This window comes from Streptomyces europaeiscabiei, assembly GCF_001550375.1.
Lineage (GTDB): Bacteria > Actinomycetota > Actinomycetes > Streptomycetales > Streptomycetaceae > Streptomyces > Streptomyces europaeiscabiei.
Map to the genome: position 1 here is coordinate 41495 of NZ_LRTR01000807.1, position 15770 is coordinate 57264.

14 protein-coding genes are annotated in these 15770 nt (G+C 69.9%); 12 read left to right on the plus strand and 2 right to left on the minus strand.

Annotated features, from left to right (window positions below):
* Nucleotides 1-239 precede the first annotated feature (239 nt).
* Nucleotides 240-1880: a phosphoglucomutase (alpha-D-glucose-1,6-bisphosphate-dependent) gene (gene pgm / locus AWZ10_RS39985; RefSeq protein WP_060893513.1), complete on the minus strand. Its 1641-nt coding sequence runs from the start codon at nucleotides 1878-1880 to the stop codon at nucleotides 240-242.
* A gap of 772 nt (nucleotides 1881-2652) precedes the next feature.
* Between pgm and AWZ10_RS39990 the strand changes: the two genes are divergently transcribed.
* The 12 genes from AWZ10_RS39990 to AWZ10_RS40045 all read left to right on the plus strand — a co-directional run bounded on the left by AWZ10_RS39990 (nucleotide 2653) and on the right by AWZ10_RS40045 (nucleotide 14413).
* Complete coding sequence (locus AWZ10_RS39990) at nucleotides 2653-3717, plus strand: sugar ABC transporter substrate-binding protein (protein WP_046702589.1); 1065 nt, start codon at nucleotides 2653-2655, stop codon at nucleotides 3715-3717.
* A 46-nt stretch (nucleotides 3718-3763) separates the two neighbouring features.
* Nucleotides 3764-5326, plus strand: coding sequence for a sugar ABC transporter ATP-binding protein (locus AWZ10_RS39995; RefSeq protein WP_046702588.1), 1563 nt, complete (start codon nucleotides 3764-3766; stop codon nucleotides 5324-5326).
* Nucleotides 5319-6356, plus strand: coding sequence for an ABC transporter permease (locus AWZ10_RS40000; RefSeq protein WP_060893514.1), 1038 nt, complete (start codon nucleotides 5319-5321; stop codon nucleotides 6354-6356). The genes AWZ10_RS39995 and AWZ10_RS40000 overlap by 8 nt, the downstream gene beginning before the upstream one ends.
* Nucleotides 6357-6469: 113 nt before the next feature.
* Nucleotides 6470-7795 (plus strand): L-fuconate dehydratase, encoded by a 1326-nt coding sequence (locus tag AWZ10_RS40005; protein ID WP_046702586.1) that lies wholly within the window; start codon nucleotides 6470-6472, stop codon nucleotides 7793-7795.
* Complete coding sequence (locus AWZ10_RS40010) at nucleotides 7788-8678, plus strand: amidohydrolase family protein (protein ID WP_060893515.1); 891 nt, start codon at nucleotides 7788-7790, stop codon at nucleotides 8676-8678. Before AWZ10_RS40005 ends, AWZ10_RS40010 begins: the two co-directional genes overlap by 8 nt.
* Nucleotides 8679-8696: 18 nt before the next feature.
* Nucleotides 8697-9134: an RbsD/FucU domain-containing protein gene (locus AWZ10_RS40015; protein ID WP_037697294.1), complete on the plus strand. Its 438-nt coding sequence runs from the start codon at nucleotides 8697-8699 to the stop codon at nucleotides 9132-9134.
* Nucleotides 9131-10183 (plus strand): (R,R)-butanediol dehydrogenase, encoded by a 1053-nt coding sequence (locus AWZ10_RS40020; RefSeq protein ID WP_046702584.1) that lies wholly within the window; start codon nucleotides 9131-9133, stop codon nucleotides 10181-10183. Before AWZ10_RS40015 ends, AWZ10_RS40020 begins: the two co-directional genes overlap by 4 nt.
* Nucleotides 10180-10941: an SDR family oxidoreductase gene (locus tag AWZ10_RS40025; RefSeq protein ID WP_060893516.1), complete on the plus strand. Its 762-nt coding sequence runs from the start codon at nucleotides 10180-10182 to the stop codon at nucleotides 10939-10941. The genes AWZ10_RS40020 and AWZ10_RS40025 overlap by 4 nt, the downstream gene beginning before the upstream one ends.
* Nucleotides 10938-11567, plus strand: coding sequence for a bifunctional 4-hydroxy-2-oxoglutarate aldolase/2-dehydro-3-deoxy-phosphogluconate aldolase (locus AWZ10_RS40030; RefSeq protein WP_046702582.1), 630 nt, complete (start codon nucleotides 10938-10940; stop codon nucleotides 11565-11567). Before AWZ10_RS40025 ends, AWZ10_RS40030 begins: the two co-directional genes overlap by 4 nt.
* Nucleotides 11564-12601 (plus strand): sugar kinase, encoded by a 1038-nt coding sequence (locus tag AWZ10_RS40035; protein ID WP_046702581.1) that lies wholly within the window; start codon nucleotides 11564-11566, stop codon nucleotides 12599-12601. The genes AWZ10_RS40030 and AWZ10_RS40035 overlap by 4 nt, the downstream gene beginning before the upstream one ends.
* A gap of 70 nt (nucleotides 12602-12671) precedes the next feature.
* Nucleotides 12672-13700, plus strand: a complete 1029-nt coding sequence (locus AWZ10_RS40040; protein ID WP_060893517.1) for an aldo/keto reductase — start codon at nucleotides 12672-12674, stop codon at nucleotides 13698-13700.
* Nucleotides 13691-14413 carry a FadR/GntR family transcriptional regulator gene (locus AWZ10_RS40045; RefSeq protein ID WP_046702579.1) on the plus strand — a complete coding sequence of 241 codons (723 nt, stop codon included), beginning with the start codon at nucleotides 13691-13693 and terminating at the stop codon, nucleotides 14411-14413. The genes AWZ10_RS40040 and AWZ10_RS40045 overlap by 10 nt, the downstream gene beginning before the upstream one ends.
* Before the next feature lie 500 nt (nucleotides 14414-14913).
* Here AWZ10_RS40045 and AWZ10_RS40055 read toward each other — a convergent pair whose 3' ends face one another.
* Complete coding sequence (locus tag AWZ10_RS40055; protein WP_060893519.1) at nucleotides 14914-15744, minus strand: MHYT domain-containing protein; 831 nt, start codon at nucleotides 15742-15744, stop codon at nucleotides 14914-14916.
* Nucleotides 15745-15770 lie beyond the last annotated feature (26 nt).

A 15770-nucleotide genomic window follows, 5' to 3' on the forward strand; every position in this document is an offset into this window, starting at 1 on the left:
TACGGTCGATACGGCCGACCGCGGTTCCGCGCTCAACGCCCGAGCCGGATGGTCGCGGTCACGCGGCATCGATGAGGAGTACGTCCCGAACGGTTACACGGTTCACCCACGGGCGTCGCCATCGGCCGTCGGACCGTTTCGGGCAGCCCGGCCCTGTCGACAGGGCCGGGCCATGGCCGCCGTCGGGGACGGGCCACGTCTCAAGGGCGATGGCACTCGGGCCGACGGCCTCGTCCGCGTCAGGCTCCCAGCGCCGCGAGCACCACGGACTTGGCCTCCTCCTGGATCCGGCTCAGGTGGTCCGGGCCGAGGAACGACTCCGCATAGATCTTGTAGACGTCCTCGGTGCCCGAAGGGCGGGCCGCGAACCAGGCGTTGTCGGTGACGACCTTGATGCCGCCGAGGGCGGCGCCGTTGCCCGGGGCCTCGGTGAGGACCGTGGTGACCGGCTCACCGGCAAGGGTGTCGGCGGTGACCTGGCGCGGGGAGAGCTTGGCGAGCAGCGCCTTCTCCTCGCGGGAGGCGGGGGCGTCGACGCGCGCGTAGGCGGGGGCACCGAAGCGGTCGGTGAGCTGCGCGTAGTGTTGCGACGGGGTCCTGCCCGTGACCGCCGTGATCTCGGAGGCGAGCAGGGCCAGGATGATGCCGTCCTTGTCGGTGGTCCACACCGAGCCGTCTCGGCGCAGGAAGGACGCGCCGGCCGATTCCTCGCCGCCGAAGCCGAGCGTTCCGTCGGACAGGCCGTCCACGAACCACTTGAATCCGACCGGGACTTCGACCAACTGCCGGCCGACATCCGCCGCGACCCGGTCGATCATGCCGGACGACACCAGGGTCTTGCCGATCCCGGCGCCCGCGGGCCACCGCTCCCGGTGCGAGAACAGGTACGAGATCGCCACGGCCAGATAGTGGTTGGGGTTCATCAGGCCCCCGTCCGGCGTGACGATGCCGTGGCGGTCGGCGTCGGCGTCGTTGCCGGTGGCGATGTCGAACCGGTCGCGCTGCTCGATGAGCGAGGCCATGGCGTACGGCGAGGAGCAGTCCATGCGGATCTTGCCGTCCCAGTCCAGCGTCATGAAGCGCCAGGTGGGGTCGGTGAGCGGGTTCACCACCGTCAGGTCGAGCCGGTGCTGTTCGGCGATCCGGCCCCAGTAGGCGACCGACGCGCCGCCCAGCGGATCGGCGCCGATGCGGACACCGGCGGACCGGATCGCTTCCAGGTCCAGCACGTTGGGCAGGTCGGCCACATAGGCGCCGAGGAAGTCGTGGCGGCCGGTGCCGGGCGCGGCCAGGGCGCGGGTGTACGGGATGCGCCGTACGTCCTTCAGGCCGGCCGTGATGATCTCGTTGGCGCGGTCCTGGATCCAGGAGGTCGCATCGGAACCTGCCGGTCCGCCGCTCGGCGGGTTGTACTTGAAGCCGCCGTCGGCGGGCGGGTTGTGCGAGGGGGTGACCACCACGCCGTCGGCGAGGCCGGACGTACGACCTCGATTGTGGGTGAGGATGGCGTGCGAGACCGCCGGGGTGGGCGTGTAGCCGTCGGTCTGGTCGATGAGGACGCTCACGTCGTTGGCGGCGAACACCTCCAGTGCCGTGATCCGCGCGGGCTCGGACAGGGCGTGGGTGTCGGCGCCGAGGAAGAGAGGGCCGTCGGTGCCCTGGGCGGTGCGGTACTCACAGATGGCCTGACTGGTGGCCGCGATGTGGTCCTCGTTGAACGCCGCCGCGAAGGACGAGCCGCGGTGCCCCGAGGTACCGAACGCCACCCGCTGCCCCGGCTCGGCCGGGTCGGGGTGCAACGCGTAGTACGCCGTGACCAGGCGGGCCACATCGATGAGGTCCTCGGGCCCGGCGACCTGGCCCGCACGCGCGTCCTGCATTTCCCCGCTCCTCCGCTCGACCGCTGAGTACGGTCCTCATTCTCCCCTGCCCGACCATCCGGAACGCACGCGCACCGGGTGGCCGTTGTGGCAGGCGTCCGGCCGGTGTGACGGGCAGGTCGGCGAGCGGAGGTCTCGCACAGGTCGGGCAGTCGGTCGGGAAGCAATGACCGTCTTCGCGGGCACGGCTCGACCCTGGATCCCGGAAGCCGCCGGACATCGGGATCCAGCCTCGCCGGACAGGCAGACCGGGCCCGACCCACCCGGCGGTCGCCACCCGGACTGCTCCCAGCGGAAGGCCGCCAGGACCTCGACGCAGTCGCGTCCTCCGGTCACGGTCGCGGGTGCCGTGTCCACCGGTCGGTGGCGTCGGGCGTGTACGTGCTCGGCGCGGTCTGGCACGAGGGTCACTCAGTGCCCACGGGATGTCAACGGGTGTGCAGGGATGAAAGCCCCGTGGAGCAAGATTTTTTGGGGCTTATCATCTTGTTTGCCACATTTAACCGCACTAGACATGGGATGTCCCACCATTCCCATCCGGTCAAGTCGCATCACAGACCGGCCATAATTGATGGGATGGATTTGATCTCCCGCAGGTCACTCCTGATGTGGAAGTGCACTTTAAATCGGGATCAACAGGCAAAACAGACTAAGGGCTGGACAGTCCCGCGATCGCGGCCTATATATACATCCCATGTCTCCTCGGCGGCGCCACACAGTCGTCGCCCATGCGAAACCTCTCCCGCTACGGGACCAGCGTGAGGACACACCGATGAGAGTCAGAACCGCCCTCTGTTCCGCCGCCTCCGCCCTCTCCGCCCTGGCCCTGCTCACCGCCTGCGGCGGCTCCGGCAGCACCACCGCGTCGAGCAGCGACAAACCGCTGATCGGCGTCGACTACCCGCGTTCCGACACCGACTTCTGGAACTCGTACATCAAGTACACGCCGGAGTACGCCAAGGAACTCGGCCTCTCCCTCAAGACCACCAACTCGCAGAACGACGTCGCGAAGCTGACCGCCAACGCGCAGACTTTCATCAGCCAGGGCGTCAAGGGCCTCGCGATGGCCCCTCAGGACACCGCCGCCATCGCCCCGACGCTGGCGCAGCTGGAGGCCAAGAAGATCCCCGTCGTCACCGTCGACACCCGCCCCGACAGCGGCAACGTCTACATGGTCGTACGCGCCGACAACCGCGCGTACGGCGAGAAGGCGTGCCAGTACCTCGGCACCAAGCTGGGCGGCAAGGGCAAGGTCGTCATGCTCCAGGGCGGCCTCGACTCCATCAACGGCCGTGACCGAACCGATGCGTTCAACGAGTGCATGAAGAAGGACTACCCGGACATCAAGGTGTTCGGTGAGGCCACCAACTGGGACGGCGCCGTCGCCGCACAGAAGCTCCAGACGGACCTCACCGCCAACCCGGACATCAAGGGCATCTACATGCAGTCCAGCTTCGCCCTGTCCGGCACCCTCCAGGTCCTCAAGCAGAAGGGCCTGCTGGTCGACCCGAAGGACAAGAAGCACGTGTTCGTCGTGTCCAACGACGGCATCCCCGAGGAGCTCAAGTCGATCGCGGAGGGGAAGATCGACGCCACCGTCTCCCAGCCGGCGGACCTCTACGCCAAGTACGCCCTGTACTACCTGAAGGCCGCGATCGACGGGAAGACGTTCAAGCCCGGCAAGACCGACCACGGCAGCACCATCGTCCAGGTCCGCGAGGGACTGCTGGAGGACCAGCTCTCCGCCCCGCTCGTCACCGCCGACGGCGGCACCTACGGCGGTGTGCCCAGCCTGAAGAGCGACGACACGTCCCTGTGGGGCAACAACCTCGGCTGACGGATCGCCTGACGACGCGACGGCTCACGAAAACAAGGCGGTTGAGATGAGCGACGGGGAGCGAACAGTCACCCCCGCGCCCGCCCCGGCGGACGACGGACGGGCGCCGGCGGGCCCGGCCGTCGTCGAGGCGACGGGCATAGTCAAACGATTCGGTCCGACGGTGGCCCTGAACGGCGCCCGGATCACCATCAGGCCCGGCGAGACCCACGCGCTCGTCGGCCGCAACGGGGCCGGCAAGTCGACGCTGGTGTCCGTCCTCACCGGACTTCAGGCCCCTGATGAGGGAACGGTCACGTTCGGCGGGGCCCCGGCCCCCCGACTGTCGGACCGCGACGCCTGGCGGCAGCGGGTGGCCTGCGTCTACCAGAAGTCGACGATCATCCCCACGCTGACCGTCGCCGAGAACCTCTTCCTCAACCGCCACGATCACGGCCGGCACCGGCTGATCAGCTGGCAGGGGGTACGTGGCCGGGCTCAGGAACTGCTGTCGACGTGGTCGGTGGACGTGGATCCGCAGTCACCGGCCGGCGATCTCAGCGTGGAGCAGCGGCAGTTCGTCGAGATCGCCCGCGCACTGTCCTTCGGCGCCCGCTTCATCATCCTCGACGAGCCGACCGCCCAGCTCGACGGTGCGGCGATCAACCGGCTCTTCGACCGCATCCGCGACCTGCAGCGCCAGGGCGTGACCTTCCTGTTCATCAGTCACCACATCCAGGAGATCTACGAGATCTGCGACATGGTGACGGTGTTCCGGGACGCCCGGCACATCCTGACCGCGCCGGTCACCGAACTCCCCCGCACCGAACTCGTCGCCGCCATGACCGGCGAGGCGGCGGCCGGCCACCGTCAGGAACGGGCGAGTTCGCTGAACTCCGCCGCGACGGCGGCCCTGAACATCAGCGACCTGAACGGCGACACCTACGGCGGCGTCACCTTCCGGGTGGGCGCCGGGGAGATCGTCGGCCTCGCGGGGGCGGCCGGCAGCGGCCGCACCGAGGTCGCCGAGACCGTCGTGGGGCTGCGGGCCGCCGACGGCGGCCGGGTCGAGATCGCCGGAACGCGTCCCCGGCCGGGAAGCGTCCCCGCCGCGCTCGCCGCGGGCGCCGGGTTCGTGCCCCAGGACCGGCACCACCAGGGCTTCGTCCCCGACATGTCGATCGCGGACAACGCCACGCTGTCCGTACCCCACCGACTCGGACACAACGGGTTCCTCAGCGGCCGCACCCGGGACCGGCTCGCCGAGGGACTGATCGAGAACCTGGCGATCAAGACACCCGGCCCCGAGCTGCCCGTCTCCTCCCTGTCCGGGGGCAACCAGCAGAAGGTCGTCATGGCCCGCGCCCTCGCCGACCACCCCCGGCTGCTGGTCCTGATCAACCCGACCGCGGGCGTGGACGTGCGCTCCAAGGAGTTCCTCCTCGGCAAGGTCGAGGAGACCGCGGAGAGCGGAACCGGAGTGCTCATCGCCTCCGACGAACTCGACGACCTGCGCATGTGCGACCGGGTCCTGGTGATGTTCCAGGGCCGAGTGACCTCGGAGATCGCCCGCGGCTGGCACGACCACGACCTCGTGGCCGCGATGGAAGGAGTGGACCTCAATGCCTGAAACCGTCCTCGCGGACACGCCCAGGGCCACCGAGCCCGGGGCCAAGGGGACCGCGCTGCTCGGCGGCCGCATACCCCTGGCCCGGCTGCGCGACCTCGCGCTGGTCCCCGCGATCGTGGTCATCGCGATCGTCGGCCAGATCGTCAACCCGATCTTCCTGCAGGGCGACAACCTCATCAACGTCCTGCAGACCATGTCCGAGATCGCCCTGCTGGTCCTCGCCCAGACGATGATCCTGATCGTCAAGAAGATGGACCTGTCGCTGGAGTCCACCATGGGCCTCGCACCCGGCGTCGCGGCCTGGCTGGTCGTACCGACCGGCGCCGGACACGGCCTCGGGCTCCTCCCCGGCGCCTGGGCGATCCCCCTCACCCTCGCCGTGGGCGCACTCATCGGCGTGGTCAACGCCCTGCTGATCATCCGCTTCGGCCTGAACGGCTTCATCGTCACCCTCGGCATGCTGATCGTGCTGCGCGGCGTCCTGACCGGCATCTCCGGCGGCCAGACCTTCTTCCAGCTACCGGAGTCGATGCTCTACCTGGGCACGGCCCAGTGGTTCGGGATGCCCGCCTCCATCTGGCTCTGTCTCACCCTGTTCGCCGTCGCCGTCGTCGTCCTCGGCTGGACCAGCTTCGGCCGCTCGCTGTACGCCATCGGCGGCAACGTCGACGCGGCGAAGGCGGCCGGTATCCGCACCGACCGGGTGCTGTGGATCGTCATCGTCACCGGCAGCCTGCTCGCCGCCCTCGCCGGACTGCTGCTGTCCGGGCGGCTCGCGTCCGTCGCCTCCGCCCAGGGCAACGGCTACATCTTCACCGTCTTCGCCGCGGCCGTCATCGGCGGCATCAGCCTCAACGGTGGCAAGGGCACCATGTTCGGTGCCTTCAGCGGCATCCTGCTGCTCTTCATGATCCAGAACGTGCTCACCCTGGCCGGCGTCCCCGCCCAGTGGATCGGCGCCCTCAACGGCCTGATCATCCTGGTCGCACTGATGCTCTCGCGTATCACGGGCGGCAAGGTCCAGGAGTGACTCCGGACGGCCGTCACGGACACACCGTGCCGGCGCGGCCACCGGACCCCGTTCCTCCTCCCCCCCCATCTCGTCGCAGGGGCTGTTCGCCCCCTGCTCGCACAGGAGTTGCCATGTCGTCCTCTGAATCCGCCTCCGCCCGCATCACCGCCCTGGACGTCCTCGACGTACGTTTCCCCACGTCCGAACACCTGGACGGTTCGGACGCGATGAACCCCGAACCCGACTACTCGGCCGCCTACGTCGTCCTGCGCACCGACGCCGGCGACGGACTGGAGGGCCACGCCCTGGCCTTCACCACCGGCCGCGGCAACGACGTCCAGGCCGCCGCCATCGCGGCCCTCGCCCCCCACGTGATCGGCCTGTCCGTCGACGAGGTCTGCGACGACCTCGGCGGGTTCTCCCGCTCCCTGGTCCACGATCCGCAACTGCGGTGGCTGGGACCGGAGAAGGGCGTCATCCACATGGCCACGGGCGCGGTCGTCAACGCGGCCTGGGACCTCGCCGCCAAGCGCGCCGACAAGCCCGTCTGGCGTTTCCTCGCCGAGATGTCACCCGAGGAACTGGTCGCCCAGGTCGACTTCCGCTGGCTGTCCGACGCCCTCACCCCCGACGAGGCGCGGGACATCCTGCGCCGCGCCGAACCGGGCCGCGAGGAGCGCGTCACGCGTCTGCTGGAGCGCGGTTACCCCGCCTACACCACCACCCCCGGCTGGCTCGGCTACTCCGACGAGAAGCTCTCCCGCCTCGCCCGTGAGGCCGTCGCGGACGGCTTCACCCAGATCAAGCTGAAGGTCGGCGCGTCCCTGGAGGACGACGTACGGCGGATGCGCACCGCCCGCGAGACCGTCGGCGACTCCATCCGCATCGCTGTGGACGCCAACCAGAGATGGGACGTCCAGCCCGCCATCGACTGGATGCGTGCCCTCGCCCCCTACGACCCGTACTGGATCGAGGAGCCCACCTCCCCCGACGACATCCTCGGCCACGCCGCCGTCCGCAGGGCCCTGACCCCCATCAAGGTCGCCACCGGCGAGCACATCGCCAACCGGGTCGTCTTCAAGCAGCTTCTCCAGGCCGGTGCGGTGGACATCGTGCAGATCGACTCGGCCCGGGTCGGCGGCGTCAACGAGAACCTCGCGATCCTGCTGCTCGCCGCGAAGTTCGGGGTGCCGGTCTGCCCCCACGCGGGCGGGGTCGGCCTGTGCGAGATGGTCCAGCACCTGTCGATGTTCGACTACGTCGCCGTGTCCGGCACCGTCGAGGACCGTGTCATCGAGTACGTCGACCACCTGCACGAGCACTTCGTCGACCCGGTGCGTATCACCGACGGCCACTACCTCGCGCCCACGCTGCCCGGTCTGAGCGCGGAGATGCACGCCGAGTCCCTGAAGGAGTACACGTACCCCGACGGCCCGGTCTGGTCCTCCCGTGTCTGACAAGCGGCCGGTGGTGGACGCCCATCACCATGTGTGGAACCTCGACCACCGCCCCCAGCCCTGGCTGGACGAGCCCGGCCACGAACCCATCCGCCGGACCTTCGACACCGACGACCTGCGATCGGCCGCGACCCGGTCGATCGCCGGACGGCACCTGGCCGGCTCTGTGGTCGTCCAGTGTGTGGCATCCCTACCGGAGACCCGCGACCTGCTCGTCCTGGCCGACAAGGACCCCTTGGTCGGCGCGGTCGTCGGCTGGGTGGACCTGACCAGTCTCGCCATCAGCGAGATCCTCGACGAACTGTGCGCGGGCCCCGGTGGCTCGTACTTGCGCGCCGTACGACACGTCGTCCAGGACGAGCCGGACCCGGAGTGGCTGCAACGCCCCTCCGTGGAACGGGGGTTGCGGACGGTCAGTGACCACGGGCTCGGATACGACCTCCTGGTCCGGAGCCACCAGCTCGGCCAGGCGGTCCGCCTGGCCGAGCGCCTCCCCGACCTGCCGCTGGTCCTCGACCACGCCGGCAAGCCTTCCATCGCCTCGGGCGAACTCAAGGTCTGGGAGAAGGAGTTGCGGCGACTGGCCAACCGTCCTCAGGTGCGCTGCAAGGTCTCGGGCCTGGTCACGGAGGCCGACCACCGGAAGTGGACGACCGACGACATCCGCCCGGTGTGGGACGTCCTGCTCTCCGCCTTCGGCCCCGACCGACTGATGTTCGGCTCGGACTGGCCGGTCTGTGTCCTGGCCGGCGGCTGGAACCGGTGGGCCACCACCGTCGAGGACCTGCTCCGCGGCTGCTCCGCCGCCGAGACCGAGGCGATCCTCGCCGGCACGGCGACCGACTTCTACCACCTGAACTCACCAGCCCCGAAAGCCCTTTGAGAGGAAGGAGGCGACACCGTGCTTCTGACCGACCTGCTGCACCCCGGGATCCTTCAAGCGCTGGCCGGAGCCGGCCACGGCGCCCGCGTGCTGCTCGCCGACGGCCACTACCCCGCGAGCACCGCCACCGGCGAACGCGCCCGGACCGTCCACCTCAACCTGACCCCCGGCCTGCTGGACGTCACCACCGTGCTCGACGTCCTGCTGAGCGCCCTGCCCATCGAGTCGGCCCAGGTGATGGTGCCACCCGAGGGCGAACCGGAACCGCCCGCCATCGCCGAGTACCGCGCACGTCTGGCACCCGTCCCGGTCGACACGCTCGGCCGCTTCGAGTTCTACGACGCCGCCCGCTCCCCCGACCTGGCACTGACGATCGTCACCGCCGACATCCGCACCTACGCCAACCTGCTGCTGACCATCGGTGTCCGCGCTGAAGGGACCCTGAGAACACGATGACACTCGCCGTCCGTTACATGGCCGCCCGTACGCTGGACACGGCTCCCGCGCGCACCACACCGCCCGGCCCGGGCGAGGTGGAACTGGCCCCCGCCTACGTCGGTATCTGCGGCACCGACCTGCACATCTTCCACGGCGACATGGACACCCGGGTCCACACCCCGGCCGTCCTGGGACACGAAATGTCCGGCCGCATCGTAAGCATCGGCCCGGACGTGGCAGGCTGGGCACCCGGAGACGCCGTCACCGTGATGCCGCTGCGCTGGGACGACACCTGCCCCGCCTGCCGAGCCGGCCACCAACACATCTGCCAGCACCTCGACTTCATCGGCATCGACTCCCCCGGCGCCATGCAACAACGCTGGACCGTCCCCGCCTCCACCCTCATCCGCCTGCCCGACTCCCTCCCCCTGGACCGGGCCGCACTCGTCGAACCCACCGCAGTCGCCGTACACGACACCCGTCGCGCCAAGATCCAGGAAAACGACAAAGCCGTCGTGGTCGGCGGCGGCCCCGTCGGCATCCTCATCGCCCTGGTCGCACGCGCCACCGGAGCCGACGTACGGATCGTGGAGCCGAGCCCCCACCGCCGCCTGCTGGCCGAGGAGTCCGGACTGACCGCCTGGGACCCCGCCGCCCACGACGTACCCGAACTGGTCCGGCAATGGACCAACGACGCCGGCGCCGACGTCGCCTTCGAAGTGTCCGGCGCCGCCGCCGGCATGGACACCGCGGTCGAGGTCCTCGGCGTACGCGGCCGGCTCTGCCTCGTCGCCATCCACCCCCGGCCCCGCGAGATCAACCTGCACCGCTTCTTCTGGCGCGAACTCACCCTCATCGGCGCCCGCCTGTACACCCGGGACGACTTCGAGAAAGCCGTCACCCTGGTGGCGGACGGCACCATCCCCGCCGACCGGCTCATCAGCAAGGTCGTACCCCTCACCGAGGCACCCGCCGCCTTCGAAGCCCTGGAAGCGGGCGGCGACGTGATGAAAATCCTCGTGGACTGCACCGACACCACCGACGACGCCCAGGGAGCCGCCGTATGACCTCCTTCGACCTCACCGGAAAGCTCGCCGTCGTCACCGGCGCAAAGCGCGGCATCGGCCGGGCCATGGCCCGCGCCCTCGCCGAGGCCGGCGCCGACATCATCGGCGTCAGCGCCACACTGGAGACCTCGGGGAGCGCAGTGGAGAAGGACGTCCTCGCCACCGGCCGCACCCTCGAAGCAATCCGCACCGACTTCGCCGACCCCCACGCCGTCCGCGCCCTGGGTGCGGACCTCGCCGCACGCGAACGCCCCGTCGACATCCTCGTCAACAACGCCGGCACCATCCGCCGCGCTCCCGCCGCCCACCACACCGACGCCGACTGGGACCTGGTCCTCCAGGTCAACCTCAACGCCCAATTCGCGCTCACCCGCGCCATCGGCGCAACCATGGTGACCCGCGGCCAAGGAAAGATCATCTTCACCGCATCGCTGCTCAGCTTCCAGGGCGGCATCACCGTCCCCGGCTACACCGCCGCCAAGCACGCCATCACCGGACTCACCAAAGCACTCGCCAACGAATGGGCGCCGCACGGCGTCAACGTCAATGCCATCGCGCCGGGCTACATCGCCACCGACAACACCCAGGCACTGCAGGACGACCCCGCACGCAGCAAAGCCATCCTGGAGCGCATCCCCGCCGGACGCTGGGGCAGCGCGGACGACCTGGCAGGGGCCACCGTGTTCCTCGCCTCGGACGCCGCCGCCTACATCCACGGCACCACTCTCTCCGTCGACGGCGGATGGCTCGGCCGATGACCACGGATCTGGCCAGTGTGCTGGCGGGCGCGCGGATCCTGCCGGTACTGACCGTGCCCGACCCGGCGACGGCCGCTCCGCTGGCCGACGCGCTCGCCACGGGCGGCGCCCGGTGCGCCGAGGTCACCTTCCGCACCCCGGACGCCGAACAGGTGCTCAAGGCGATGGCGGCCCAGGGCGGGCTCGTCGTCGGCGCCGGCACGGTCCTCACCGCAGAGCAGGCCGAGCGGGCCGTGGCGGCCGGGGCCCGCTTCGTCGTCTCACCGGGCTTCGACGTCGGCGTCGTCGCGAAGTGCCGGGAACTGGGCGTGCCGGTGGTGCCGGGTATCGCCACCGCCACCGAGCTGATGAGTGCCCTGCGTGCTGGTGTGGACACGGTCAAGCTCTTCCCGGCCGAACCCCTCGGCGGCCTGCAAACGCTGCGGGCGCTCGCCGCGCCGTTTCCGCGGGCGCGCTTCGTGCCGACCGGCGGGATCGGCGCCGATCTGCTGGCCGGCTACCTCGCCGAGCCGGCGGTCGTCGCCGTCGGCGGCAGCTGGATGGTGACCGCCACGCACCTGGGGCGGGGCGACTACGCGGAGATCCGTCGGCTCACCGCCGAGGCCGTGGAGAGGAGCATGCCGTGACTGATGTGCTGGCGCTCGGCGAGGTGATGCTGCGCTTCGATCCGGGCGAGGGGCGGATCCGCACCACCCGCACCTTCCAGGTCTGGGAAGGCGGCGGCGAGTACAACGTCGTACGCGGACTGCGCCGCTGCTTCGGACTGCGCACAGCCATCGTCACCGCCCTCGCCGACAACGCGGTCGGCCGCCTCGTCGAAGACCTCATCCTCCAAGGCGGCGTCGACACCTCACTCATCCGCTGGGTCCCCGACCACGGCATCGGCCGCACCGCCCGCAACGGCCTCAACTTCGTCGAACGCGGCTACGGCATCCGCGGCGCCCTCGGCGTCAGCGACCGCGCCCACACCGCCGTCTCCCAACTCCGAAAAGGCGACATCGACTGGGACACGATCTTCGCAACCGGACCACGCTGGTTCCACACCGGCGGCATCTTCGCCGGCCTGTCCGACACCACCCCCGACGTCGCCGACGAAGCAATGTCCGCGGCCCGCCGCCACGGCCTCACCGTCTCCTACGACCCCAACTACCGCCCCAGCCTCTGGACCGACCGAGGCGGCGCCGACCACGCCCGCGAAACCGACCTCCGACTCGCCCGCCACGCCGATGTGATCGTCGGCGCTCTGGGTCTGGCCGGCCCACGCCCAGGCGAGAAACAGGTCCCCACCGACGAGGTCGCAGACGCACTCACCGAAGTCGCCGGCCTGGTCCCCTCCGCCAAAGTCCTCGCGACAACCCTGCGCGACGTGCCCTCAGCCGGTGTCAACGACTGGACCGCAGCCGCCTGGTCACCCGAAACCGGATGTCTCACAGGACCCCACATGCCCGGCCTGCACGTCCTGGACCGCATCGGCTCCGGCGACGCCTTCGCCGCCGGACTCATCCACGGCCTGCTCGCCGGCACCTCACTCCAACAAGCCCTCGCCTACGGCACAGCCCACGGCGCCCTCACCATGACCACCCCCGGCGACGTCTCCATGACCTCCCTCACCGAAGTCGAAGCACTCATGAACGACGGCTCAGCCGCCGTCAGACGCTGACCGGTCGACGGGCCGACCGCACCATCCGTACGCCCATGTCCCCTCATGGCTGTAGTCGCCAGGAGCACAGTTGAGGCCTCGCACCGTCGGACGCCGGAAGATCACGAACACCTCTGTCGAACTCACCGAACTCGGCTTCGGGGCCTCCGTCATCGGCAACCTGTACCGGGTCACCCCGGTCGAGGACGCGACCGCCGCGATCGAGGCCGCATGGGAAGCCGGCATCCGTTACTTCGACACGGCCCCGCACTACGGCCTGGGCCTGTCCGAGCTGCGTCTGGGGGCCGCGCTGCGGCAGCGGCCCCGTGCCGAGTACGTCGTCTCCTCGAAAGTGGGACGCCTCCTCGTGCCCAACGAACGCCCGCGGGGCGTCGACAGCGAGGGCTTCGTCGTACGGGACGATCTGCGCAGGCAGTGGGACTTCAGCCGGGACGGGGTCCTGCGGTCCATCGAGGCCACGCTGAGCCGCACGGGCCTGGACCGCCTCGACGTCGTCTACCTGCACGACCCCGACGACCACTGGCAGCAGGCCGCAGACGAAGCCATGCCCGCCCTGGCGGACCTGCGCGACCAAGGAGTCATCGGCGCCATCGGCGCCGGCATGAACCAGTCCGCCATGCTCACCCGCTTCCTGAACGACACCGCCGCCGACGTGGTGATGCTCGCCGGCCGCTACACCCTCCTCGACCAGACCGCCCTCGACGACGTCCTACCCGCCGCACACCGAACAGGCAAGAGCGTGGTCGCCGTCGGAGTGTTCAACTCAGGACTGCTCTCGCACGACCGACCCACCGAAGGAATGACGTACGACTACCAAGCCGCCCCCACCCCTCTGATCGACCGGGCCCGAGCCATCGCCGACGTCTGCGAGCAGCACGGCACCACCCTGCCCACCGCCGCCATCGCCTTCCCCCTCACCCATCCCACTATCATCAACGTCACCCTCGGTATGCGGACTGCGGAACAGGTCGGACGGAACGTGGCGCTCCACCAACAACACCTTCCCGAAGCACTCTGGGACGATCTCCGTGCCCAAGGACTGATCAGGTCGGACACGCCCGGTGGGGGCGGCAGGGCAAGGAGAGCGCAGTGTCTCTGACTGACAGAGCCATCGACCAGATCCGTGAACTGATCCGCACGGGTGCGCTGCCTCCGGGATCGAAGCTCCCCCCGGAACCGGATCTGGCGGCGCAGCTCGGCCTGTCCCGCAACCTCGCGCGTGAGGCGGTCAAGGCACTGGCCGTCGCCCGGGTCCTGGAGGTCCGCCGGGGCGACGGCACCTATGTCACCAGCCTGCAGCCGAGCCTGCTTCTGGAGGGGCTCGGCGGCGCGGTGGAGCTTCTGCAGGGCGACTCGGCCGCCTTGCAGGACCTCATGGAGGTACGCCGACTCCTCGAACCCGTCGCCACCGCGCTGGCCGCCATCCGGATCAACGACGACCAACTGACGGAGGTCAAAAGCCACTTGGACGCCATGCGCGAAGCCCGCGATGACGTCGAACTGCTCAACCGGCACGACGCCGCCTTCCACCGCGCCGTCGTCGCGGCGACGGGCAACGAGACCCTGCTCACCATCCTGGAGGGCGTCTCCGGCCGAACGCTGCGCGCCCGGATCTGGCGCGGCCTGGTCGACGACGAGGCCGCGGGCCGGACCCTCGCCGAGCACGAGGCGATCTACTCGGCCCTCGTCACCCGCGACTCCGCCCTCAGTCAGGCCGCAGCGCTACTGCACGTGAGCAACACCGAACAGGCGCTGAGGGAACACCTTCGCTCCAACCAGCCCCTCTCCTACGGAGCACCGGCACAGAAGTGACGAGCGGCGTCACTCGCATGCTCGCGGCGCAGACCAGCCGTGCCGAGTCCGCGAGCGACGCCGTCGTCGTTGGACTCGGATCGTGGTCGTGGGTCCCGAAGGCGAGGTGGAGAGGGGCTCCGCCGGGAGCTTCTGCCACACCTGGGCCGCGGCGTACGGGGCGTCGCGCGTCTGCGGCAGAACCGGGCCGATGGGCAGGGAGCGTTCCGGCGCCCGCGCCACCCGCCCGGTGTCGGCGTCGTCGGCGGTCGACGTGTGCTCGATGTCGAGCATCGTGCCGCCTGCGCGGTTGACCAGGCGGAACGTGCCGGCGAGCAGGCCGACGGTGAGGGTCGTCCTAGTCCCGGCGGTGATGATACGACCCGGGCGTGGCTGCCGAGGGAGGAGGCGGCGACCGTCGCGGCGCTGGTCACCGTGTGTGCGTCGGGGACTGACCGGCATGGCAGGCGTTCGTGTTTCGACGCGCCCTCATATGCGTGCCGGCGGTCGCCCCTGTGAGGTCACCAGGAGGAGTAGGGCCGGGAGGACCGCTGCGTGGGGTTGTCGCTCCCGGCGTCGCGCCGTGCGGGTGCGGGCGCGGTCCGGCTCCAGTCGTCTTCGTCGCCGAGCACCATGTCGGGGTCGAACATGACGATGACGGCAGCGACCAGAAGGACGACGAGCGGGCCCGCGACCATCGCCAGGAGGAACGACAGCAGGTCGGCGGAGGACTGCGAGACGGAGGACTGGCCGGTGAGGTGGACGGACACGGCGGCCATGCCGGTGTAGTGCATACCGGTCACGGCCACGCCCATGACCAGGCTCGCTCCCAGGCTGGCCCACAGCGTATGGATGGAGACCGCGGCCCACAGTGCCGCCGTGGCGGCCACGACGGCGATGACGACGGAAAGGATCACCGTCCGCGTCTCGTAGTGGACCGTGCCGTTGGTGTGGACGGCGGCCATGCCCAGGTAGTGCATGGCCGCGACGCCGAGGCCGGTGACCGCGCCCGCCGTCGCGAGTGTCATCGGGGAGCCGCCCCGGTAGCCCACGAGGAACACGCCGAGGGCGACGACACCGATCGCGACAGCGAGGCTGAGGACCGTCTTCGTCATGTCGTAGCTGACCAGCGCGCCCTGGACGCTGAAGCCGATCATCGCGATGAAGTGCATGGTCCAGATGCCACAGCCGATCGAGATCGCGCCCAGGCTCAGCCACCCGGCCCTGCGGTGCGGTCGTCGCAACGACCGTGTCGTGCACCGCAGTCCGAGCGCCGCCCCGAGGCACGCCATCAGATAGGCGGCGACCGGGGTCGCGGCGCCGTAGTAGAAATTGGAGACGGTGGCGTTCACTTCAGGTTCCCTTCACATGCATGACG

Excerpts from the sequence above, each read along its gene's own strand:
- pgm (WP_060893513.1), bottom strand. The coding sequence starts at position 1,880 with ATGCAGGACGCGCGTGCGGGCCAGGTCGCCGGGCCCGAGGACCTCATC.
- AWZ10_RS39990 (WP_046702589.1), top strand. The coding sequence starts at position 2,653 with ATGAGAGTCAGAACCGCCCTCTGTTCCGCCGCCTCCGCCCTCTCCGCC.
- AWZ10_RS39995 (WP_046702588.1), top strand. The coding sequence starts at position 3,764 with ATGAGCGACGGGGAGCGAACAGTCACCCCCGCGCCCGCCCCGGCGGAC.
- AWZ10_RS40000 (WP_060893514.1), top strand. The coding sequence starts at position 5,319 with ATGCCTGAAACCGTCCTCGCGGACACGCCCAGGGCCACCGAGCCCGGG.
- AWZ10_RS40005 (WP_046702586.1), top strand. The coding sequence starts at position 6,470 with ATGTCGTCCTCTGAATCCGCCTCCGCCCGCATCACCGCCCTGGACGTC.
- AWZ10_RS40020 (WP_046702584.1), top strand. The coding sequence starts at position 9,131 with ATGACACTCGCCGTCCGTTACATGGCCGCCCGTACGCTGGACACGGCT.
- AWZ10_RS40025 (WP_060893516.1), top strand. The coding sequence starts at position 10,180 with ATGACCTCCTTCGACCTCACCGGAAAGCTCGCCGTCGTCACCGGCGCA.
- AWZ10_RS40030 (WP_046702582.1), top strand. The coding sequence starts at position 10,938 with ATGACCACGGATCTGGCCAGTGTGCTGGCGGGCGCGCGGATCCTGCCG.